Annotated in this window: 18 protein-coding genes; 11 read left to right on the top strand and 7 right to left on the bottom strand. The window is 49.3% G+C overall.

Annotated elements, in window-relative coordinates:
• Positions 1-8: 8 nt before the first annotated feature.
• On the bottom strand, positions 9-701 hold the full coding sequence (gene clpP, locus A8707_RS13800) for an ATP-dependent Clp endopeptidase proteolytic subunit ClpP (protein ID WP_068817826.1): 693 nt from the start codon (positions 699-701) through the stop codon (positions 9-11).
• Positions 702-892: 191 nt separating this feature from the next.
• The gene (tig, locus tag A8707_RS13795; protein WP_068817825.1) at positions 893-2323 is read right to left on the bottom strand and encodes a trigger factor; all 1431 of its coding nucleotides are present in this window, start codon (positions 2321-2323) and stop codon (positions 893-895) included.
• A 571-nt stretch (positions 2324-2894) separates the two neighbouring features.
• Between tig and A8707_RS13790 the strand changes: the two genes are divergently transcribed.
• The 3 genes from A8707_RS13790 to A8707_RS13780 all read left to right on the top strand — a co-directional run bounded on the left by A8707_RS13790 (position 2895) and on the right by A8707_RS13780 (position 6895).
• Complete coding sequence (locus A8707_RS13790; protein WP_068817824.1) at positions 2895-3935, top strand: aspartate-semialdehyde dehydrogenase; 1041 nt, start codon at positions 2895-2897, stop codon at positions 3933-3935.
• 37 nt (positions 3936-3972) lie between these two features.
• Positions 3973-4863 (top strand): 4-hydroxy-tetrahydrodipicolinate synthase, encoded by an 891-nt coding sequence (dapA, locus tag A8707_RS13785; protein ID WP_074382508.1) that lies wholly within the window; start codon positions 3973-3975, stop codon positions 4861-4863.
• Positions 4864-5128: 265 nt separating this feature from the next.
• Positions 5129-6895, top strand: a complete 1767-nt coding sequence (locus A8707_RS13780; RefSeq protein ID WP_068817823.1) for a ribonuclease J — start codon at positions 5129-5131, stop codon at positions 6893-6895.
• A gap of 89 nt (positions 6896-6984) precedes the next feature.
• On the opposite strand, the gene A8707_RS13775 is transcribed toward A8707_RS13780, so the two are convergent.
• The gene (locus A8707_RS13775) at positions 6985-7332 is read right to left on the bottom strand and encodes a hypothetical protein (RefSeq protein ID WP_068817822.1); all 348 of its coding nucleotides are present in this window, start codon (positions 7330-7332) and stop codon (positions 6985-6987) included.
• Between the two features lie 326 nt (positions 7333-7658).
• Between A8707_RS13775 and argZ the strand changes: the two genes are divergently transcribed.
• Together argZ and A8707_RS13765 are read left to right on the top strand one after the other, a co-directional pair.
• Complete coding sequence (gene argZ / locus A8707_RS13770; RefSeq protein WP_068817821.1) at positions 7659-9767, top strand: bifunctional arginine dihydrolase/ornithine cyclodeaminase; 2109 nt, start codon at positions 7659-7661, stop codon at positions 9765-9767.
• A 141-nt stretch (positions 9768-9908) separates the two neighbouring features.
• The gene (locus A8707_RS13765) at positions 9909-11588 is read left to right on the top strand and encodes a DNA repair helicase XPB (protein ID WP_068817820.1); all 1680 of its coding nucleotides are present in this window, start codon (positions 9909-9911) and stop codon (positions 11586-11588) included.
• 25 nt (positions 11589-11613) lie between these two features.
• Here the strand turns inward: A8707_RS13765 and A8707_RS13760 are convergent, their stop codons facing one another.
• A complete protein-coding gene (locus A8707_RS13760) occupies positions 11614-13269 on the bottom strand; it encodes an RluA family pseudouridine synthase (RefSeq protein ID WP_231948065.1) in 1656 nt (551 codons plus the stop codon).
• Complete coding sequence (locus A8707_RS13755) at positions 13250-14230, bottom strand: PRC-barrel domain-containing protein (RefSeq protein ID WP_068817819.1); 981 nt, start codon at positions 14228-14230, stop codon at positions 13250-13252. Before A8707_RS13755 ends, A8707_RS13760 begins: the two co-directional genes overlap by 20 nt.
• A gap of 202 nt (positions 14231-14432) precedes the next feature.
• Between A8707_RS13755 and rplU the strand changes: the two genes are divergently transcribed.
• The 3 genes from rplU (at position 14433) to hemB (ending at position 16288) form a co-directional block, all read left to right on the top strand.
• Positions 14433-14789: a 50S ribosomal protein L21 gene (rplU, locus tag A8707_RS13750; protein WP_068817818.1), complete on the top strand. Its 357-nt coding sequence runs from the start codon at positions 14433-14435 to the stop codon at positions 14787-14789.
• A gap of 42 nt (positions 14790-14831) precedes the next feature.
• Positions 14832-15119, top strand: coding sequence for a 50S ribosomal protein L27 (gene rpmA, locus A8707_RS13745; protein WP_068817817.1), 288 nt, complete (start codon positions 14832-14834; stop codon positions 15117-15119).
• Positions 15120-15298: 179 nt separating this feature from the next.
• Complete coding sequence (gene hemB / locus A8707_RS13740; RefSeq protein WP_068817816.1) at positions 15299-16288, top strand: porphobilinogen synthase; 990 nt, start codon at positions 15299-15301, stop codon at positions 16286-16288.
• A 78-nt stretch (positions 16289-16366) separates the two neighbouring features.
• Here the strand turns inward: hemB and A8707_RS13735 are convergent, their stop codons facing one another.
• Positions 16367-17227 (bottom strand): shikimate dehydrogenase, encoded by an 861-nt coding sequence (locus A8707_RS13735; protein ID WP_068817815.1) that lies wholly within the window; start codon positions 17225-17227, stop codon positions 16367-16369.
• A 26-nt stretch (positions 17228-17253) separates the two neighbouring features.
• Positions 17254-18567, bottom strand: coding sequence for a histidinol dehydrogenase (gene hisD, locus A8707_RS13730; protein WP_068817814.1), 1314 nt, complete (start codon positions 18565-18567; stop codon positions 17254-17256).
• 214 nt (positions 18568-18781) lie between these two features.
• Here hisD and rpsT point away from each other — a divergent pair, with 214 nt between their 5' ends.
• From rpsT to rpoB, 3 genes are all read left to right on the top strand, one after another.
• Positions 18782-19078 (top strand): 30S ribosomal protein S20, encoded by a 297-nt coding sequence (gene rpsT / locus A8707_RS13725; protein WP_068817813.1) that lies wholly within the window; start codon positions 18782-18784, stop codon positions 19076-19078.
• A 2-nt stretch (positions 19079-19080) separates the two neighbouring features.
• Entirely contained in the window at positions 19081-19914 is an 834-nt protein-coding gene (locus A8707_RS13720; RefSeq protein ID WP_068817812.1) for a TatD family hydrolase, read from the top strand.
• 312 nt (positions 19915-20226) lie between these two features.
• Complete coding sequence (gene rpoB, locus A8707_RS13715; protein ID WP_068817811.1) at positions 20227-23547, top strand: DNA-directed RNA polymerase subunit beta; 3321 nt, start codon at positions 20227-20229, stop codon at positions 23545-23547.
• Positions 23548-23623 lie beyond the last annotated feature (76 nt).

Genomic DNA, 23623 nt, shown 5'->3' with positions numbered 1-23623 from the left:
CCTGCCTCTTAACCTACTGCGGCGACAGGCACTTCCACTTTGGGAAGATTCTGCCGAGTGATCACTTGGTCAATTAAACCGTAGTCTTTTGCTTCTTGGGCTGACATGAAAAAGTCACGCTCAGTGTCTGCTTCGATTCTCTCAAATGGCTGACCTGTATGTTCAGCGAGTAGCTCATTCAGCTTGCGCTTGTGATAGAGGATCTCCTTTGCTTGGATCTCAATATCTACCGCTTGACCCTGAGCACCGCCCAACGGCTGGTGAATCATAATCCGAGAGCTAGGAAGTGACATACGCTTGCCTTTGGTGCCTCCAGAGAGGAGAAATGCCCCCATACTAGCTGCTAGACCAAAGCAAATTGTTACAACGTCGCAGCGGACTTGCTGCATCGTATCGTAAATTGCCATGCCTGCGGTGACAGATCCACCCGGAGAGTTGATGTAAATTTGAATGTCTTTCTCAGGGTCTTCAGAGTCGAGAAAGAGCATCTGAGCGATCAGGGAGTCGGCAACCGCATCATCGACTTGAGTGCCCAAAAACACGATGCGCTCACGCAGCAAACGTGAGTAGATGTCAAACGATCGCTCCCCGCGCCCAGACTGCTCAACCACCATTGGCACTACGCTGGTCGGAGTTACGGATAGCACGTCCAAGGGGGCATGGTTGATAAAAGAATTGTTGGGAGACTTAGATTGGAGCATAGAGTCAAGACGTTGCTTGAAGGCACTTTTGATTAAATTGGCTGACGAGAAATTTCGCTCTGGTCATGCACACATTATGCCTTAACTCACCTGAAACTGGGGTCGATCCTACAAAAAGACTTATGCGGTCTGCCAGTAGAAGTCGATCAAAGTGCTTAGTCTCAAGAGGCTTTTAGCGTCTGCGTCAGGCTCTATTCTGCTTCGACGGTCGAGGCTTCTATGGTAATCGTACCGTCTTCATCCACGTCGATCGTGTCGTCATTGAGGTCTTCCTCTTCTTCCTCTTCCTTCTTTAGACTCCCTTCAGGAACTAGCTCGACCGTGTTGTGTTCCTCAAGCCAGTTGAGAATTTTTTCCTTGAGTAGATCTTCCGCAACCGCCGTGCGAAGGCGCTCAGGATCGACATCACGACCTTCTAAATCTGCCATGACTTCACGCACTCGATCGTTAATTTCAGAATCGCTCGTGGTCAGCGACTCGCGCTTTGCGACTTCGCCTAATGCCAAGGTGCGCTTGATGCGGTCGATCGCGTCGGGGCGAGAACGCTCTTTCAGCATGGGCAGCGTTTCTTGATTGAGCAATAGCTTGATGTCAACGCCCTGATTTTGCAGTTGCATGGCGGTTTGAGTAATCATAAACTCAACTTCTCGCTCGACTAGCGTTTCAGGAAGCTCGACTTCGACTTTATTAATCAACTGATCTAAAATCGCCTGTTCTTTATTGGATTTGGTTTTTTGGTCTGCCTCCTCGGTGAAACGCTTTTCTAAAGACTCGCGTAGGTCAGCGATCGTTTGATAATCTCCACCGCTCGCCTCCTGAGCAAAGTCATCATCCAGTTCGGGCAGTTCTTTTTCTTTTAATTCTTTAAGAGTTATTGAAAAGGTGGCAGGGCGACCCGCTAACGCTTCTTGAGGATAGTCTTCAGGAAACGTGACTGAGACTTCTTTCGTGTCTCCAGCGTTCATTCCAACGATGCCATCAATGAAGCCAGGAATAAATTTTCCGTCATCTAGCTCAATCTGAAAGTCTTCGGCTTGACCACCAGGAACATCCTGTTCTTCAGCCTCTTCACCTGCGGGAGTAAAGCGTCCGTGATAGTCTACAACCGCTGTATCGCCCTTCTGCGCAGCTCTTCCCTCTACCGGAACGAGCGTCGCCATTTGAGTTTGATAATTCCCCAGAACTGTATCGACTTTGCCCTCTTCAGGCTTGACTTCTTCTGCTTGAACGCTCAAATCTTGGTACTGCTGAAGGTCAACCTCTGGCTGAACGTCTACCGCTGCCGAGAAAGTGAGCGGATTTCCTGGCTCAAACTGCGTGATCAACTCATCAAATGAGGAGCGAAGTTGAAAGTTGCCGATCGCTTCAATCTTTTCTTGCTGAAGCGCTTCTTTAAGAGCTTTGTCTACGAGATCTTCAACAGCCGCCGCTTTAATGCGAGCCGGACCAAATCGCTGAATCAACACTTGGCGAGGCACCTTTCCTTTGCGGAACCCAGGAATATTGGTTGAGCGAGTAAATTCTTGTAGCACCCGCTCATAAGCCTGCTTAGACATTTCTGGCGTGATCTCAATCTCCAGACCAACTTGGCTGGCGGGAAGTTTTTCCTGGGTAACTTTCATTGGCGTATGAGTTGCAAACGATATACGGTTTTGTGAGTGGGGCGAAGTCTAACGATCGGCGCTGAATCCTTATATTAAAGGTCTTTGTTTTAACACGGTTGACCCGATCGGGACAAACTGCCAAGCGAACAGAGCTTATAAGATTACCGCTTGAGTTGTCGCCCGTCCATTGGAACGACCCCATATTTATGATGTAACCGCGTTCCATAGGTTGATCAGACTTAACTGTCTGAAGAAATCTTTGGACATCGTTGACATCGCCGCAGTTAGCAATATTAGCCGATTCTTGACGTGCTTGACTCATCTCTGTGGTTGAATCTTAGGAATCTGCTTACGATTTTCAAGCAAATTTACGTTAACCTTGTGCAGAATTTCCCGAAAGCGCGGTAGTCTCTAAGATAAATCAAAAGTCTGCGTCATGATTGACTAGAGTTTTGAAGCCGTCTTCTTGTTATTAAAAAAACTATTTTCACAAGAGCTTGGTTTAAGAGCAACATCGGTCTTTTAAAGACCGGGCGAAGGGTTAATTTTTGGATTGTTTGTTTAATAATTCGTTTGGAGGAAAACGATTTTGGGTCAATCCTATCGAGTTGCAATTTTAGGGGCGACGGGCGCTGTCGGCACAGAACTGCTAGAACTTCTAGAAAGTCGTCACTTTCCACTAGCGAACCTGAAACTATTGGCATCTCCTCGATCGGCAGGGACGACGTTAGAGTTTCGAGGCGAGAAGATTGTCGTTGAGGCGGTTAACGAGCGATCGTTTCGAGAGGTTGATATTGTTTTAGCGTCGGCAGGCGGGTCGATTTCCAAAGCTTGGGCAGAAACGGCGATCGCGGCGGGTGCAGTGATGATTGACAACTCCAGCGCCTTTCGCATGGATACCGCAGTGCCGCTTGTCGTTCCAGAAGTGAATCCAGAGGCGGTTGCGACCCATAGAGGCTTAATCGCCAATCCAAACTGCACGACGATTTTGATGGCGGTGGCGGTTTATCCTCTCCATCAAGTTCAGACGATTAAGCGAATCGTTGCTTCAACATATCAGTCGGCGAGTGGGGCTGGAGCACGCGCAATGGAAGAAGTCAAAACACAGGCTCAGGCGATTCTTAATGGGCAGGAGCCTAAACCAGAGATCCTTCCCTATCCCCTTGCATTCAACTTGTTTCCTCACAACTCTACGCTCAACGAGCAAGGTTATTGCGAAGAAGAGATGAAAATGGTCAACGAAACTCGAAAGATCTTTGGAGCGAATGACCTGAGAATTACGGCAACCTGTGTACGGGTTCCCGTCCTGCGCGCTCACTCAGAATCGATTAACCTTGAGTTTGAAAACCCATTTGACGTGGCGCAAGCAAGAGAGATTTTGAGTCAAGCCCCAGGCGTAAAGCTGGTGGATGACTGGCAAGCAAACTATTTTCCGATGCCGATCGACGCAAGCGGCAAAGATGAAGTGTTAGTCGGTCGGATTCGTCAAGACATTTCAAATCCCAACGGGCTGGAGCTATGGCTGTGTGGCGACCAAATCCGCAAAGGAGCCGCCCTTAATGCCATTCAAATTGCAGAATTGCTAATAGAGAAAAATCTTTTAAGACCTCAGATCGCAGCAATCGTTTAAGGTCATGACTGAAGATATTAAGGAGTGGTAGTAGAGTGTGGTAAATTTTGGACGAGTCTTAACTGCGATGATCACGCCATTCAACCAAGATGGCAGCGTCAACTATGCGGTGACCGAAAAGTTAGCCAATTATTTAGCGAATAACGGCACTGACACGCTTGTAGTTTGCGGTACCACAGGTGAGTCACCGACCTTGAGCTGGGATGAAGAATTTGAGCTATTTCAGGTGGTGAAAAACGCCGTAGCTGGGAACGCTAAAGTTATGGCGGGAACTGGGTCAAATTCGACGGCGGAGGCGATCACAGCGACCCAAAAAGCTGCTAAAATGGGTTTAGCCGGAAGTTTGCAGGTAGTGCCTTACTACAACAAGCCTCCTCAATCGGGACTCTATCAGCACTTCAAAGCGATCGCACAAGCATCTTCTGACTTGCCGATTATGCTCTACAATGTGCCTGGGCGCACAAGTCAAAATCTTTTGCCTGAGACAATCGCCCAGCTTGCTGAGATTCCCAACGTCGTTGCTGTTAAAGAAGCAAGCGGCGATCTCGATCAAGCCAGTCAAATCAGACGATTGACCCCTACCGATTTTGCGATCTACTCTGGGGACGACTCGCTGACATTGCCACTCTTGGCGATCGGAGGTCAGGGAGTCGTGAGTGTGGCTGGTCATCTGGTGGGTTCTCAGCTTCAGCAGATGATTCAGGCGTTTGAAGCGGGTCAGGTGCAGACGGCGATTCAAATTCATCTCAAGCTCTTTTCGCTATTCAAGGCGCTGTTTATCACCACCAATCCAATTCCTGTTAAAGAAGCCTTAAAGCTCCAAGGGTGGGATGTTGGCTCATATCGTCTCCCGCTTTGTGACCCAGATGACAGCGTTCGCGCTACGCTAAAGAGAGTGATGGCAGAGCTTGATCTTCTCAAAGAATAGCCGTCAAAAGTTTCCTGACAACTGAATAGCCCATGAGCAGAGTCAAGTAGGTTTGGTTGCTTTGACCGATCGCTAGACCTGCTATTTACGCAAAGTCTTGCTTGTATGCAGACGATCGTTCTTGACTAAAATCATGCCTCCACAAATGATTCATTGCATTGACTAGCTCTCATTTATTGAATCTCCACTTCGTAATTTGCAAAACCTAACACTCAATCCATTGAAAACTAATCTTCCGAATCTGAAATCTAATACAAAGCCCCAAATGATCCAAAACACCGCTGCGCCTGATGCGCTCAAAATCATTCCCCTTGGCGGACTGCACGAAATTGGCAAGAATACCTGCGTGTTTGAGTATGGCGACGAAATTATTCTGCTAGATGCAGGATTAGCCTTTCCGACCGACGGAATGCACGGCGTGAATATCGTGTTGCCCGACATGACCTACTTGCGCGAAAATCGCCATAAAATTAAGGGCATGATCGTGACACACGGGCACGAAGACCACATTGGCGGCATTCCCTTTCACCTCAAGCAGTTTGACATTCCCGTAATCTATGGTCCCCGGCTGGCAATGGCTCTCTTAGAGGGAAAGCTAGAAGAGGCAGGTGTGTCTGATCGCACAGAGATTCGTACGGTTCGCCCTCGCGATATTGTCAGAATCGGCTCCTACTTTTTTGTCGAGTTTATTCGTAATACGCACTCGATCGCAGACAGCTTCACCGTTGCGATTCACACGCCAGTTGGCATCGTCGTCCATACGGGTGACTTCAAATTTGACCACACTCCAGTCGATGGCGAGTTTTTTGACTTTCAGAAGTTGGCAGAATATGGCGAGAAAGGCGTTCACTGTCTGATCAGTGACTCAACCAACTCAGAAGTTCCAGGATTTACCCCGTCTGAACGAGCGGTGTTTCCGAATCTCGATCGCATCTTCTCCCAGGCTCAAGGACGCTTGCTCGTCACGACCTTCGCCTCATCGGTTCACCGGATCAATATGATCCTCGAGCTTGCGAAGAAGCATAACCGCGTTGTGTCGGTAATTGGTCGATCGATGCTGAACGTGATTGCCCACGCTCGCAACTTGGGCTACATCAAGTGCGAAGATGATTTGCTGCAACCGTTGCATATGACTCACAAATTGCCCGACAGCAGCGTCCTGATTCTAACGACTGGATCGCAAGGTGAGCCAATGTCTGCCATGACGCGGATTGCGAATGGAGAACATCGTCAAGTTAAGGCTAGACAGGGCGATACGATCGTCTTCTCGGCAAACCCGATTCCGGGCAACACGATTGCGGTGGTCAACACGATCGACAAACTAATGATGCAGGGTGCTAAAGTCGTCTACGGCAAAGATCAGGGCATCCATGTTTCGGGTCACGGTTGTCAAGAAGACCAAAAGCTGATGATTGGCTTGACTCGTCCCCGATTCTTCTTACCCGTCCACGGTGAGCATCGGATGTTGGTCAAGCACTCCCAAACGGCTCAGAGCACGGGCATTCCGGCTGAGAATATGGTGATCATCGATAATGGTGACGTGATTGAGCTAGGCAAAGACTCGATTCGCAAAGCAGGCAAAGTCCCGGCTGGCATTGAGCTTGTTGACACCTCTCGATCAGGCATGGTCAACGACAAAGTTCTCAAAGAGCGGCAGCAGTTAGCCGGAGATGGCATTGTGACGATCGCCGCGACCGTTGACGAAGCGGGTCATTTATTCTCGAAGCCAGAAGTTCACCTGCGAGGTGTTGTGTCTGCGGTTGAGCGTCCTGCTTTGCAAACTAAAGTCGAGGAAACCATCCAAGCCGTGTTGCGCGATCGCTGGAAGGACTTTGCTCGTGAGCTAGAAGGTCAGATCGAGATGGATTGGGCAGGATTGCAGGTTCAAATTGAGCGTGAGCTACATCGGTTGCTGAAGCGAGAGTTACAGAGCAATCCGCTTTTAGTCTTCTTGATGCAAAACCCAGAGCCTGTGGCTGTAAAATCAACGACTCCGACTCGGCAGAGATCGGCAGTGAAAGTTGCGTCCTAGTAGCGAACTAAACTGAAAAAAGCCCTAGCCATCCAGCTAGGGCTTTTCTATTGGGGAGAAGGCAAAAGTCCGACCTTCACAAAAAAAGGTTATTCTTTGCCAGTCACTTTGTCGATTAGCCCTTTAGCACCCCTGACAACAGGACTTTCGCCAGGGTTCTCTTTCTTGAAGGTCTTTAAATCTTTCTCATATTCTTTCTCTAAGCCATCTGATTTTTTGACCTCCTCGATCGCTTCCTGATAAGCGGCTTCGCGGTTGGTTGCGGTTTGAGGTTCGTCAAGAATGAAGGGTTGTTCCTTTACAGCTTGCTTTGTAGTATCTGCGTAGCTAGACTGCTCGACTAAAAAGAACCCAGTTGTATAGATAAGGCTCACTAAACCAATCAGCACAACAGTTTTGTGAAGCGCTTGTTTCAGAGTTAAAAAAACCTGTCCCATAAGAATTTCCTCTCTACGAATGTTCGTCACTTACGATTTGAACGTAACGTGAACCTGGGGAAAACTTTAAACTCAAATCAAAATTAATCCCTCTATCAGAGGAACGATTTTAGATTGTCAGGAATTGCTGATGAGAGAGATGCACGATCGTCCCCCTTTCCTCTCTAGAATATTCAGAGGCAGTATTTGATAATCTATGTCTGTTGCGCGGCTTGGATCTTTCCACAGAGATACACTTTCGTAGTTGAAACTACAACGACTCGCGTGAATTTCTTATTCACTAGGCTGATTGTCGCGTCTAATTCCCCACACCCCCTAATTTTTCTATGATTTCCTCGCTTCGGTTTCTCATGTGTTCCCCCGATCACTACGACGTAGATTATGTGATCAATCCTTGGATGGAGGGCAACATCCACAAGTCGTCGCGCGATCGGGCGGTTGAACAATGGCAAAAGCTGCATAATGTCATTCAACAGCACGCAACGGTGAACCTGGTGAAGCCTCAAAAGGGCATTCCCGACATGGTGTTCACTGCAAATGCGGGTTTAGTGTTGGGTAAGACGGTCGTTTTGAGCCGTTTCTTTCACAAAGAACGACAGGGAGAAGAACCGTTCTTTAAAGAGTGGTTTGAAGAGAATGGCTACACGGTGCATGAACTGCCGAAAGATTTGCCCTTTGAAGGCGCAGGAGATGCACTGCTCGATCGAGAAGGGCGCTGGCTTTGGGCAGGGTATGGCTTTCGATCAGAATTAGATTCGCACCCTTATTTGGCAAAGTGGTTAGATATTGAAGTGCTGTCTCTGCGGCTGATGGATGAGCGTTTTTATCACCTTGATACGTGCTTTTGCCCTCTGAGCAATGGCTATTTGCTCTACTATCCGCCTGCGTTTGATGCTTACTCAAATCGACTGATTGAGATGCGGGTGCCCGAAGCGAAGCGCATCCCGATTACTGAACCAGACGCTGTGACCTTTGCATGTAATGCGGTCAACATTGAAGAAATTGTCATTCTTAACAAAGCCAGCGATGACTTGAGACAAAAGCTTTCTAAGGCAGGATTTCGGGTGATTGAGACTCCTTTGACGGAGTTCCTTAAGGCAGGCGGTGCGTCTAAGTGTTTGACGCTGCGCGTAACGGAACCTGTGCGGGTAGAGCTTCATGCGAGTGCGGCGATCGAGAGTCGTGTCATGCGATTAGAAGGGCATCTGCTCGATTCAGGATTGATCAATCAGGCATTGGATATCGTTGTCGAAGCAGGCGGCAGTTTCCAGGTTCTCAACTTCAACTTAGGAGAACAACGGCAGAGCACCTCTTCGGCAGAAGTGAGAGTCACGGCTCCTTCTCACGCGATAATGGAAACGATTATGAGTCAGTGGATTGACCTGGGAGCGTTGCCGCCGCCGCAGGAGATTTGTGACTGTGAGCTAGAAACTGTAACTCAGACAGGAGTTGCGCCCGATGACTTTTATGTGACCACCATTTATCCGACTGAGGTACGGGTGAATGGGCAGTGGCTCAAAGTGCAGAAACAGCGCATGGATGCCGCGATCGTGCTGTCGAGTCAGGAAAGCGTTCCCGTCTGTAAGCTACTCCGAGATGTGCAGATGGGCGATCGGGTCGTCGTTGGCGTAGATGGCATTCGCACCGTCCGTAAAACTGAATCGCGTGAACAGCGCAACACCCAAGAATTTAGCTTTATGGGTGCGGGGGTTTCGAGTGAGCGTCGGGTTGAATTGGTGGTTGAGCAAATTGCCTGGGAATTGCGGAAGATTCGCGATCGTGGGGGCAAGGTTGTGGTAACGGCGGGTCCGGTGGTGATCCATACGGGCGGCGGCGAACATCTGGCGCACCTGATTCGAGAAGGCTATGTGCAAGCGTTACTGGGCGGAAATGCGATCGCGGTTCACGACATGGAGCAGTCTTTAATGGGCACGTCTCTGGGCGTGGATATGAAGCGGGGCGTATCAGTGCGCGGGGGGCATCGCCATCACCTAAAAGTGATCAACATGGTTCGCAGGTATGGCAGCATTGCTGAAACGGTGAAGAGTGGTGTGCTGACGAGTGGCATTATTTATGAATGTGTGAAGCATAATGTACCGTTCTCGCTGGCTGGCTCGATTCGAGATGACGGTCCATTGCCGGATACGCAAATGGATCTCGTCAAAGCTCAAGAGGACTACAGCCGCTTGATCGAAGGAGCAGACATGATTTTAATGCTGTCATCAATGCTGCACTCGATCGGAGTCGGCAATATGACTCCCGCTGGGGTGAAGATGGTGTGTGTGGATATCAACCCGGCGGTGGTGACAAAACTCAGCGATCGCGGCTCAGTCGAATCAGTCGGAGTCGTCACAGACGTAGGTTTATTCCTCAGTTTGTTGGTGCAGCAGTTGGATAAGTTAACGCATCCCTACCCATTAGTACAAACGGTGTAACGAAGGAGATTACGTGTAGAGACGTTTCGGTGGAACGTCTCCACGCCATCGGGTAAACGTGCGATCGGTCGCATTCATAAAATCGGTCTTAAAATAAAAGCCTTGATCTAGGATCGATCTTTAAACCAATCCAAATCTGCAATGTCTTACTTCCCTGAGAATGCCTTAATCATTCAAAGCGATCGCTCTGTTCTCTTAGAAGTTCACTCACCGAGAGCGACTGCCGCACGAGAAGCGATCGCCCCTTTTACCGAACTCGTCAAAAGTCCCGAACACATTCACACCTACAAAATCACGCCCCTGAGCGTGTGGAATGCACGAGCGGCTGGAATGCCCGTTGATGATATGTTGGCGGCACTGCAGGATCACGCTAAATATCCGATGCCCGATGCAGTCGCGCAAGAAATTGATGCGTTGGGCAAACGATATGGCTTGACGGTGATTGAACGATCGGATGACGAGATTCACCTTTTGCTTAGAGCTGCCGATCTTCCCCTTGCCGAACTTTTGTCTCGCAATGATCAGGTCGCTCCTCTCTTGGGTGAACGGCTTAACGATTGCCTCTTTCAAGTCGATGCTGCCTTTCGCGGAGTGTTGAAACAAGCCCTTTTAGCCGCAGGATATCCCGCTGAGGATCTTGCAGGCTATGTCACGGGGGATGCTTTGACGATCGAGCTTCGTCGCATCAGTCGCGCTGGCGAACCGTTTGACCTCCGCGACTATCAAGAAGCCGCCGCAGACGCATTTCACCAAGCCGGACGGGTGCAAGGTGGAAGCGGTGTGATTGTGCTGCCATGTGGGGCTGGAAAGACAATGGTTGGCATGGCGGCGATGATTGCTGTGCAAGAAAACACGCTTGTGCTGACGAGTAGTCTTACCTCGGTTCGACAATGGCGACGAGAACTGCTTGACAAAACCTCGCTCTCAGAAGACTCGATCGCCGAATATAGCGGTGAAACCAAAAACACGGCACCTGTCACTTTAGCGACCTACCAAATCTTGACCTATCGGTCTCAAAAAGATCAGCAGCAGCCGCATTTTGAACTATTTAACGCTCGATCGTGGGGCTTAATTATCTACGATGAAGTTCACCTGTTGCCTGCTCCCGTATTCCGCGTCACTGCCGAGCTACAAGCCCGTCGTCGTTTGGGATTGACTGCCACGTTGATTCGTGAAGACGGGCGAGAGGGAGATGTGTTTGCCCTGATCGGACCTAAACGCTACGATGTGCCCTGGCGAGAATTAGAAGGACAGGGCTTCATCGCCGCCGCCGAATGCACCGAGATTCGCGTCCCGCAGGATGCAGACGAGCAGATGACTTACGCGATCGCGCCCAAACGTCAACAGTTTCGCATCGCTGCCGAAAATCCTCGTAAATTGGCGACGATCAAAGAACTGCTAGAAAAAGAAGCCGGACATCGGATTCTAATCATTGGTGAATACATTGAGCAATTAGAGAAAATCGCTCATTTAACGGGATTGCCACTAATCACAGGTAAAACTCCACAACGGGAGCGAGATCGTCGCTATGAACAGTTTCGACATCAGCAGATCGATGGGCTAATCTTATCGCGGGTCGGCAACTTTGCATTAGACTTGCCAGATGCTGATGTGCTGATTCAAGTGTCTGGGAAATATGGGTCTCGTCAAGAAGAAGCGCAGCGTTTGGGGCGGGTGTTGCGTCCTAAATCGGATGGTCGTGTGGCTCAGTTCTATACATTGGTTTCACTCCGAACGTGTGAAGAAGAATTTGCGCGCCACCGTCAGCTATTTCTAGCCGAGCAAGGCTACAGTTATCAAATTCGAGTTCTCAACGAGTAATCTTCTGAGAAGAAATTTATGACTTTTAAAATGGTGTTTCTACTTTTAGATGGAGCATCTGCTTAGATTGCGGATGTTCAAAGCTCAGTTCTCTCGCGTGGAGATGTAAGCGATCGCCAGCATCACCATAAAGCCGATCGCCCAAAATCGCCACTCCCAATCCTTGCAAATCGGCGGCATGGACTCGAATTTGGTGCGTTCGTCCCGTCACCGGAGAGAATTCGATTCGCGTTAAATTCCCTTCTATCGCCAGTCTCTTAAAATGAGTCACGCTAGGTTTACCGCGCTGATAATCAACTTTTTGAACAGGTCGATCGTGCGGATCGCCCCACAGCGGCAGGTCAATGACTCCCTGTTCTCTAGTTACTAATCCATTCAGCATTGCCTCATAAACCTTGTGAACCTGACGCTGCTGAAACTGCTGACTGAGGTGACGATAAGTAGGTCGATCGCGCGCCAATACCAAAACTCCAGACGTATCTCGATCGAGCCTATGCACTGCCATTAAAGCGTTACCGTCTGGCAACAAATGACGGAGCCGACTCAAAACGCTGTCTTGACCATCCCGATAACGACCCGGAACCGAGAGCAATCCGGCTGGTTTATTGACCACAATCAGCCCCTGATCTTCGTAGAGAATGAGCAGCGTTTGAGTGAGGTCTACGATCGTGTTTCTCCGCGGCAATCCCGATAGCAAAAATCCCATCAATGGCTGACAGCGTTCCACACAAGCGCCATAAAATTCTCCCTGGATTTTCTGCTCACTAATTGAAGATGCTCCATACCAAAACTCAGCCATCGCTAACGATCTGAGATGATGAGTCGCCGCATAATGCAATAGTTTTGGGGCGCAACAATCCCCGGTTCCAGTCGGCATCAAACCGTCAGGCATTAACTGTTGAAGTGACAAAGACTCTCCAGCAAAATTGGTCAGCGAGTAATGAGCGTACATCTGTGTCTGAAGCTGTCTAGACACTTTTTTACGCTGTTGTTTTAATTGATGAATTTGATTGTCTGCTTGCTCGATTAAAGATTTAATGGGCTGTAATTCATCATCTCGTTGACGTTTGAAATGTCGTCGATCGAGACCATCTTGACGGCTTTGCTCATCGAGTTTCTCAAGCTCTATTTTTAGAGTTTCTCCTATCAGAGATTCAGAAAGCCTTTGGCGTTGATTTTGCCGTTCGCCTTTACGTTGATTCTGCTGAAGCGTCATTTGCTTCCATCGAATTTGAGACTCTTGTAATAGCGATTCATAGTGCGATCGCTCTGGTAGATTCTGTAAAGTAATCAATTCCTGCTTAATCGATTCTAAAATCGCCAGAGCATGAGCCTCTTCGAAAGCGACTCGATCGCGCCCCGGAATTGGCGGCACCCATCCTTCAACAATCCCATTGCCATTTAGCAGCCCAGAAAATGCTTTGAGAACTCGCTGCTCACCCAAGGGAGTTTCTACGAGCAAGACTCCATACATTTTGCCTTCTTGAGACCCATTCAGAGCTTGCATTAAACCTTTGGCGATCGCTTCTACAAACAAGGTGCGGGGCAGTCTCAAGCGCTCTCCACTTTGAGGACAGACACCTTCATACCAATCAGTGATTGAATCACAGATTGAACCATCCCATTCAACAAAATCTGAAGGGACGTGAAGACCCATCTCGTCAAATCCAAGGGTCATCATCGTCTTCTAGATCTTCATTATTTGAGGATTCGATTTGACGCTTAGCAGAGGGTTCAACACACTTTTCATCATCCCAATCGTCTAGAACATCAGCTTTATTTGTTGGAGGTTTATCCACAATTTCATCCACAACAGGTTGAGCCTGGACGTTCACCGTTGGCTGAATAAAATCTTCGTCATCCCAATCTTCTAAAGGATCAGGTTCAAAGATATCAGAAGGCACGATCGTCACTTCCAATCCATCCCATTGCTCAACTACATCGTAGGTTTTTTCTTTAACGCGTTCCGCCAAAATTTGTGCTTTTTCTCTTGCCTGTTCTGCTAGAACTTGCGCGCGTTCTCTAGCTGTCCCAGTCGCAGTTTTGGCTTGATTAAACAGCGATCGCAACTCTTGAGTCACCTGACTTTTTTCGTCTTGAAGAAAGCCTGTCATTTTTGTGAGCTTTTCTTGAATACCTTCTCGATAAAGAGTGAACGATCGTATCGCTTCTTCAGACACTAACACTCGTCTATTTCCAATCTTCAAAACATAGTTAGATGGCAATAAATAAGCGCTTCCAGTGATTCCACTCCAATCGCTAGCTGTAAACAAATAATGCTCAATTACACCTGTTCTCAAATTGAACAGATAATCGATAATTTTTCCCGCTTTGTTACCCGCATCTGTCCAAACTTCCCAATTCACCAAAGTTTCGAGTTGCCGGACTTTTTCAACATCTGTATCAACAGGTCTAGAGTTAACAAGAATGCCATTGTTGCCGATCGTATCCAACTGATCCAAGTTAAACGCCGTTTTTTTCTGTCCCAGCCAGCCCGACTTGCAGATAAACCCCAGCACTCGATGCACTTTGGGATACATCCACAGCACTTCGACCTGTCCTAACTCCGCCATTGTGGAGCGATCGAGGACAAACTGATTTAGCAATTCACTCTGTTTAACAACCTCTGGTTGCTGCGTCATAGAAACTCAGACACCGTAAAGTCTTAATCTCTAGTGTATCTCGTCACTCATTTGATCAAGACCTGACTTTCAGAGTAGTTGACATCACTTCTTCTTGTTTGGCATACTGGTTAACTGGCTGTCTAATCCCTGCTCGGACCAGGTCGGACATTCATAAAGCGGCTTTCCGCTACCTGTACGGCAACTTTTTAAGGACAATTTCATGACTGCATACGCAATTATCGAAGCGGGTGGAACCCAGATGCGGGTAGAGCCAGGTCGGTTCTATGACATCAATCGTCTCGTAGATGAAGTCGATGCTCAATTCACGATCGACAAAGTTCTGTTTGTCAAAAATGAAGGAGACATCAGCGTTGGTCAACCTCTGGTGGCAGGTGCGACGGTTCAGGCAACGGTGCTGAGACATCTCCGGGGTCGCAAGATCATCGTCTACAAGATGCAGCCCAAGAAGAAGACCCGCAAAAAGCAAGGGCACCGTCAAGAGCTGACGCGCATTATGATTGACTCCATCAGCCTCAATGGCGAAGTGGTTGATTCTAGAGAGCAGCCCACAGGCTAGAACGGTTTCTAACTTAGACCTACAAAAACTGTTGAGGAAATTATGGCTCACAAGAAAGGTACAGGCAGCACTCGCAACGGTCGCGACTCTAACGCTCAGCGTCTAGGGGTTAAGCGCTACGGCGGGCAAGTCGTTCTCGCAGGCAATATCTTGGTACGTCAACGCGGTACCAAAATTCACCCCGGTAACAATGTCGGTCGCGGCAGCGATGATACGTTGTTTGCGCTCATCCCCGGTGTCGTCACCTTTGAACCGATGGCTAGAGGCAGAAAGAAAGTCAGTGTTTATGCAAAAGTCGAAGCTGTCGTTGAGGCGGCTCAGACGGTTTAACTGACTTCTTAGTTGATTGATGGGCTGCTCAGATGGGCAGCTTTTTTGTTTCGAGAATGACGAATTCTCGATCGCGTCTCCCATCACCCTTTACAGTTCGTATCAACTTCTTGAGCGATGGCACACCTGAAAGTTTTAGACTTTTAATATCGCCAACGTTAGCCAGCTATATCAGCCCTATGTTTCCAACTCACCGCCCTCGCCGTCTGCGCGCCCACCCTCAACTGCGTCGGATGGTTTGTGAGACTGTGTTGACCACCAGTGATTTGATCTATCCGTTGTTTGCGGTTCCAGGTAACGAGATCGCCAAAGAAGTTCGCTCAATGCCGGGGGTGTTTCAGTTGTCGATCGACAAAATTGTCGAAGAAGCCAAAGAAGTCTACGACTTAGGCATTCCGTCGATTATTTTGTTTGGCATTCCCGCCGATAAAGACACCGATGCGACGGGTGCATGGCACGATTGCGGCATGATTCAAAAAGCGGCAACGGCGGTTAAGGAAGCGGTTCCCGATCTGATTGTGATTGCGGATACTTGCCTCTGTGAATACACGCCTCACGGTCACTGTGGCTATCTCGAAGTCGGCGATTTGTCGGGACGAGTTCTCAACGATCCGACGCTAGAATTGCTCAAAAAAACGGCGGTTTCTCAAGCAAAAGCAGGAGCCGATATTATTGCCCCTTCGGGCATGATGGATGGCTTTGTCCAAGCCGTTCGACAAGGTTTAGATGAAGCAGGGTTTCACGACACGCCGATCATGTCTTATGCAGCAAAATATGCGTCTGCCTACTACGGACCCTTTCGAGATGCGGCAGAATCGGCTCCTCAGTTTGGCGATCGGCGCACCTATCAAATGGACCCTGGCAACGCTCGTGAGGCGATCAAGGAAATCGAACTCGACATCGCAGAAGGGGCAGATATGCTGATGGTCAAGCCTGCCCTGTCTTACATGGATGTGATTTATCGCGTCAAGGAAGCGACCAATTTGCCTGTCGCTGCCTACAACGTGTCGGGCGAATACGCGATGGTGAAAGCAGCAGCCCTCAATGGCTGGATCGATGAGGAGCGCGTCGTGATGGAGACGCTCACCAGCTTTAAACGGGCGGGTGCCGATCTGATTCTCACTTACCATGCCAAAGATGCGGCTCGTTGGTTAGCTGCCCAGTCTTAGCTGAATTTGCGGAATCTAAACCTCTAGCAAAAAAGTTTGTTGAAGGTTCAGATTCCATGTCGGTTCAAACCCAGCTTTCTAGTTCAGTCCCAAATACTCGCGTAGAGATTGGCGCATCGTATCAACGGGGACAGATTGCTGAGTCCAGATTTGAAGGGCGGCGGCTCCTTGTTGAATCAGCATTTCTAAACCATCGATCGTCACCCCTCCTCGATCGCGAACCTGCTGCAAAAACATCGTCGGATTGGGCGTATAAATCAAGTCATAAGCAACGACTTCAGCCTTTAATTGGTCGGCTTCTTTTAACGTGAGCGGAGATTTGTCAACGTGAGGAGACATGCCGATCGGAGTCGCATTCACCAACAAGTCCGCACGAGGCAATAACTCAGGCAACGTCTCCCAAGAGCGGACTTTCAGTCTCAGCAAACCGTTCCAACTTTGCGAAAACGCGTCTAATTTTTGAGCATCTCGCCCGACGATATGAATTTCAGCACAGCCTAGTTCCACACATCCAGCAACAACAGCTCTCGCGGCTCCACCATTTCCTAAAATGACGGCAACAGACTGGCTCCAATCTTTTTGCCTCGATCTCAAGGGGGCTAAAAATCCTTCTGCGTCGGTGTTGGTGCCGCTCCAGCCTTTTTCAGTTCGCCAAATAGTATTGACCGCCCCGATCGCTTCAGCCACATCAGAGATCTCACTCAATAGCGGCATGATCGTCTGCTTGTGAGGAATCGTGACGCTAAAGCCTTGAATCCCGATCGCTGCAAATCCCTGAATCGCCTGCTCTAAATTTTCGGGCGCGATCTCAAAAGGCAGATAGACCAAATCTGCGCCCATTTCAGCAAGAGCCGCGTTGTGCATGATCGGCGAGAGAGAATGCTCGATCGGATACCCAATCACGCCGAGCAGTTTAGCCTTTCCCGTGATTAATCTCATCGTTTCTCTCGCTAGCTCCCCATCGTCTACGTTTCTGGATTCAAGTTATCACGCACTCGAAACAGAACGGAGTTAGCGTGAGAAGGCAACCCTTCCGCCTTCGCCAAAATATCGATCGCATTTGCCGCTTTTTGCAGCGCGATCGGCGAATATTGCACCAAGCTAGAGTGCTTCAGGAATGTCTCAACTCCTAGAGGTGACGCGTATCGAGCCGATCCAGAAGTAGGCAGCGTGTGGTTTGGTCCTGCCAAATAGTCGCCGACAGCTTCAGGAGTCGAGCTTCCTAAGAAAATCGCTCCAGCGTGACGGATGTTTTGCAGCAACGCCCACGGATCATCCACTTCAAGTTCTAAGTGTTCGGGGGCAAAGTCGTTTGAAAGTTCGGCGGCAGCTTCTAGAGAATCTACGATCGCTACTAGACCATAATGGGCGATCGCTTTCTCAGTCAAGACTCTGCGAGAGTGATCCATTAGTTGTCGCTCAACTTCATCCACCACTTTCCGCGCCAAAGTAGCATCTGTAGTCAGCAGAATAGCCGCTGCCATCGAATCATGTTCTGCCTGAGCCAGCAAATCTGCTGCAAGGTAAACTGGATTTGCCGTTTCGTCCGCAATGATCAAGACCTCAGAAGGACCCGCCAAGGAGTCGATTCCGACTGTCCCATAGACCAGCTTTTTCGCCAGCGTCACATAAATATTGCCTGGACCTGTGATCACATCTACTTTAGGAATGGTTTCCGTTCCATAAGCTAGAGCGGCGATCGCTTGTGCTCCACCAACTCGGTAGATCTCGTGGACTCCCGCTTCCTGAGCTGCCACCAAAACCGCCGCATTGATTGCTTTGTCTTTTCCAGGAGGAGTCACCATGACAATGCGAGGCACTTGCGCGACTTTCGCGGGCACCGCATTCATCAACACCGTGCTGGGATAACACGCTAAACCACCAGGGACATATAAACCTGCGCGATCGACAGGCGTGTAGCGTTTGCCCAACACAATTTCGTCTTCTCCAAAATGCACCCAGCTTTTGGGCACGCGCTGGCGATGAAACGACTCAATCTGCTGGCGAGCTTGCTGAATGGCTGTGAGAAGCTCTTTAGAGACTTGCTGATAAGCAGCATCTAGCTCAGAGCCGCTGACCCGCAGCTCCTCTGGCTTGATTTTTTGGTGATCAAACTCCAGGGTATAATCTAGCACCGCTCGATCTCCCTGCCGCTTAACCGCTTGCAGTACCTCCCGAACCGTCGCTTCTTTATGAACAACTTGGTCGTCGTGAGTGCGATCGCAAATTCGTCGCAGTTCAGTTTTAGCCTCAGTCCACTGAGTAATGATTCGCAGCATGGAGTGTAGGAGTGTCAGACTTGAGATAACCCGTCTAGAAAAAGGGCTTGAAAAGTTCTAGCGACCTTGCTAATGCTAGACAAACCCAATAATCGTTACTCTAGCTTAACCTGGATTTTAAGGGGTGTCTGCGATCGTTCGGATGTTAATGCTATAGTAATTTGTCTAGCGATTCTTGTGTTCAATAGTAGTTGAAGTTCTTCCGGGATTTACTGTGGCTAATATTAAGTCCGCGATTAAACGCGTCGAAATTGCAGAACGGAACCGTCTCCGTAACAAAGCATACAAGTCAGCCGTCCGAACGCTGATGAAAAAGTGTATGGCAGCCGCTGATACTTACGCGGCTCAACCCTCTCCAGAAGCGCTGGAAACTGTGAAAACCACGATGTCTTCTGCGTTTAGTAAGATTGACAAAGCGGTAAAACGTGGAGTCCTACACGCCAACACGGGTGCCCGTAAAAAGTCTCGCCTCTCTAGAGAAGTCAAGCGCCAAACGGTTTCCGCTTCCTAAGAATGCAACTAATCGACACCCACGTTCACATCAACTTCGACGCATTTAAGCCAGACTTGGATGCGATCGCGGCTCGATGGCGAGAAGCTGGACTGGTTCATCTGGTTCATTCATGCGTCGAGCCAGCCGAGTTTGCTGAAATTCAAGCACTCGCTGACCGATTTCCCGAGCTTTCCTTTGCTGTAGGGTTACATCCCCTAGACGTTGAAGAAAAGTGGACGGTGAACTCTTCTCAGCAAATTCTTGATTTAGCAAAGTCAGATCGGCGTGTCGTGGCGATCGGGGAGATGGGGTTAGATTTCTTCAAAGCGGAGAATCGGGAGCAGCAGATCGAAGCGTTTGAGGCGCAACTCGCGATCGCTCAAAGCCTCAGTCTACCCGTGATTATTCACTGTAGAGATGCAGCAGAGACGATGGCTGAGCTGCTACGTCGATTCTGGCAGCAGCACGGTTCTGTGCGAGGCGTGATGCACTGCTGGGGCGGCACTCCTGAAGAAACGCAGTGGTTTTTAGATTTGGGGTTTTACATCAGCTTCAGTGGTACGGTGACGTTTAAAAAGGCGCTTCAGATTCAAGAATCTGCCAAAATGGTGCCCAGCGATCGTCTCCTTATTGAAACCGACTGCCCGTTTCTATCTCCCGTTCCCAAGCGAGGTGAAAAGCGCAATGAGCCGTCTTATGTGCAGTATGTGGTTCAACAGGTGGCTCGTTTAAGAGACACTCCCGTTGAGCAGGTAGCTGCACAAACGACTCAAAACGCTTGTCAACTCTTTGGTTTGACGATTCTTCAGCCGCATCTTTCTCTATCGATCCAACCAGAGGCTTCGATCTCATAAATTTGTTGATTCGTCAACCCACAAAACCGATTTGCTACGCCATAATAGTAGAGAGTACAGATCCTGGCTTGTGAACGAGAGCTTCTACCGGGTTTTATTCCTCAGTAAGGCTTGAATTTGTCGGATGCTCAACTAGATCACCCATCGATTGTTGGAAGAATTGGAAACGAAACGAACGACCAACAGCCTACAACTAAATATCTAACTTTTTTGGATTCCCTGTCGGGTTCCAAACTTTTTTGCATTGACCTATTTGTGCAAATAGTATAAAATTTGGGGTTCGCGCTGGGCGTGACCCTTCTGAGGAGACGCATGACTGAGCAGACCTACACCACTCCCGCCTTTGTTTTGCCAGATTTGGTCGAGATTCAGAGGGCTAGCTTTCGCTGGTTTCTCGAAGAAGGCTTGATCGAAGAACTCGACAGCTTTTCGCCGATTACTGACTATACAGGCAAGCTTGAACTTCACTTTTTAGGAAAAGACTTCAAGCTAAAGCGCCCCAAATACGATGTTGATGAGGCAAAACGTCGCGATAGCACCTATGCCGTACAAATGTACGTTCCAACTCGTCTGATTAATAAAGAGACGGGTGAGATTAAAGAGCAAGAAGTCTTCATTGGCGACTTGCCTTTGATGACTGATCGGGGCACCTTCATTATTAACGGTGCCGAGCGCGTGATCGTGAACCAGATCGTTCGCAGTCCTGGCGTTTACTACAAGTCAGAAACAGACAAAAACGGACGACGTACCTATAACGCAAGTTTGATTCCTAACCGGGGTGCGTGGCTCAAGTTTGAGACAGATAAGAATGATCTGGTTTGGGTTCGCATCGACAAGACCCGCAAGCTTTCGGCTCAAGTGCTGTTAAAAGCGCTGGGGCTGAGCGATGGCGAAATTTTTGATGCTCTACGTCACCCTGAATACTTCCAGAAAACGATCGAGAAAGAAGGTCAGTTTAGCGAAGAGGAAGCGCTGATGGAGCTTTACCGTAAGCTGCGTCCAGGTGAGCCTCCGACCGTCTCTGGTGGTGCCCAGCTTTTAGAATCCCGGTTCTTTGATCCCAAACGCTACGACTTGGGCAAGGTGGGTCGCTATAAGCTAAACAAAAAGCTCCGTCTCACAGTGCCTGAAGGGGTGCGGGTGCTGACTCCGCAGGATATCTTGTCTGCGATCGACTACCTGATTAACCTAGAGTTTGACACTGGCAGCATCGACGATATTGACCACTTGGGTAACCGTCGTGTGCGATCGGTGGGTGAACTTCTACAAAACCAGGTGCGCGTCGGTCTAAACCGCCTAGAGCGAATCATTCGAGAGCGGATGACTGTTTCGGATGCTGACTCTCTGACTCCGGCTTCTTTAGTTAACCCGAAACCTTTGGTTGCTGCGATTAAGGAATTCTTTGGCTCCTCTCAGCTATCGCAGTTTATGGATCAGACTAACCCTCTGGCGGAGTTGACTCACAAACGTCGAATCAGTGCTCTCGGTCCAGGTGGCTTGACGCGAGAACGAGCAGGCTTTGCGGTTCGAGATATTCACCCGTCTCACTATGGGCGAATCTGCCCGATTGAGACTCCTGAAGGTCCGAATGCAGGTTTGATCGGTTCATTGGCGACTCACGCTCGCGTAAATGCTTATGGATTTATCGAGACTCCCTACTATCCGGTCGAAAACGGTCGTGTCGTCAAGGAGAACGCTCCTGTCTATATGACCGCCGATGAGGAAGACGATCTGCGGGTTGCGGCAGGTGACATCACGATGGATGAGAATGGCTACATCATTAGTGAAGAGGTTGCTGTCCGTTATCGGCAAGACTTCACCACTGCCACTCCTCAAGAGGTGGATTATGTCGCGATTTCTCCCGTGCAGATCATCTCAGTGGCGACCTCACTGATTCCTTTTCTAGAGCATGACGACGCGAACCGGGCGTTGATGGGTTCAAACATGCAGCGGCAAGCGGTGCCTCTGTTGCGTCCTGAGCGTCCCCTGGTTGGAACGGGCTTAGAAGGGCAAGCAGCCCGTGACTCTGGGATGGTGGTTGTCAGTCGCACTGATGGGGAGGTCACATTTGTGGATGCAGATCGCATCCGAGTGCGTGATCCTCAGAGCGGTAAAGACATCACCTACGCGTTGCAGAAATATCAGCGATCGAACCAGGACACCTGTTTAAACCAACGCCCGATCGTCTTTGTAGGCGACAAGGTAATTGCAGGTCAAATTCTGGCGGATGGCTCGGCAACTGAGAAAGGTGAACTCGCCCTCGGTCAAAACATTCTCGTAGCTTACATGCCTTGGGAAGGATACAACTACGAGGACGCGATTCTGATCAGCGAACGTCTAGTTCAGGAAGATGTTTACACCTCAATCCACGTCGAAAAATTTGAGATTGAGGCACGTCAGACCAAGCTCGGTCCAGAAGAAATCACTCGTGAAATTCCCAACGTCGGTGAAGATGCCCTACGTCAGCTAGACGAAACAGGCATCATTCGCATCGGAGCTTGGGTTGAGTCGGGTGACATCCTGGTCGGCAAAGTGACTCCGAAAGGGGAATCCGATCAGCCCCCTGAAGAAAAGCTTCTTCGTGCCATCTTTGGTGAGAAAGCGAGAGACGTACGGGATAACTCTTTGCGAGTGCCCAACGGGGAGAAAGGTCGGATTGTCGATGTGCGAGTCTTTACCCGTGAACAAGGCGACGAGCTACCTCCGGGCGCTAACATGGTTGTCCGCGTTTATGTGGCTCAAAAGCGCAAAATTCAGGTCGGGGACAAGATGGCAGGTCGCCACGGCAATAAAGGGATTGTTTCTCGGATTTTGCCGATCGAAGACATGCCTTACCTACCTGACGGAAAACCCGTTGACATCGTGCTGAATCCGCTAGGGGTGCCGAGTCGGATGAACGTGGGTCAAGTCTATGAGTGTCTGCTGGCTTGGGCGGCTGAGAATCTGAACGTTCGCTTCAAAGTCGTGCCATTTGATGAAATGCACGGGGAAGAAAAGTCTAGAGAAACCGTTCACGCAAAAATTAGTGAAGCTCAGGACAAGCGGATTAAAGCGACGGGTGGACAAGATGGCTATTGGCTGTTTAACCCTGACAACCCTGGAAAAATTCAGGTTTATGACGGGCGGACAGGCGAACCCTTCGATCGTCCCGTTACAGTTGGCAAAGCCTATATGCTGAAGCTGGTTCACTTAGTTGACGATAAGATTCACGCTCGGTCTACTGGACCTTACTCTCTCGTCACACAGCAGCCTCTGGGTGGAAAAGCCCAACAGGGTGGTCAGCGATTTGGAGAGATGGAGGTGTGGGCACTGGAGGCGTTTGGTGCAGCGTATACTCTGCAAGAATTGCTGACCGTCAAGTCAGACGATATGCAGGGACGAAACGAAGCCTTGAACGCGATCGTCAAGGGCAAAGCCATCCCTCGTCCTGGCACACCAGAGTCTTTCAAGGTGTTGATGCGTGAGCTTCAGTCACTTTGCCTTGATGTTGCAGTCCACAAGGTCGAAACCAAGGAAGACGGAAGCAGCAAGGATATGGAAGTTGATTTGATGGCAGACGTGAACAGTCGCCGTGCTCCATCTAGACCGACTTACGAATCCATCTCTAGAGAAGCGATGGACGACGAAGACTAAAGGAATGGTTGAGGTTTGAGTTCAATCTTCATAGCTCAAGCCTCAACGTTCTTCTCTCACCATTCAAGCGCCAACA

The sequence above is a fragment of the Phormidesmis priestleyi BC1401 genome (assembly GCF_001650195.1).
GTDB classification, from domain to species: Bacteria; Cyanobacteriota; Cyanobacteriia; order Leptolyngbyales; family Leptolyngbyaceae; genus Phormidesmis_A; species Phormidesmis_A priestleyi_B.
Note: the sequence above shows the minus strand (reverse complement) of the source record. Positions and strands in the feature narration are given on the sequence as shown.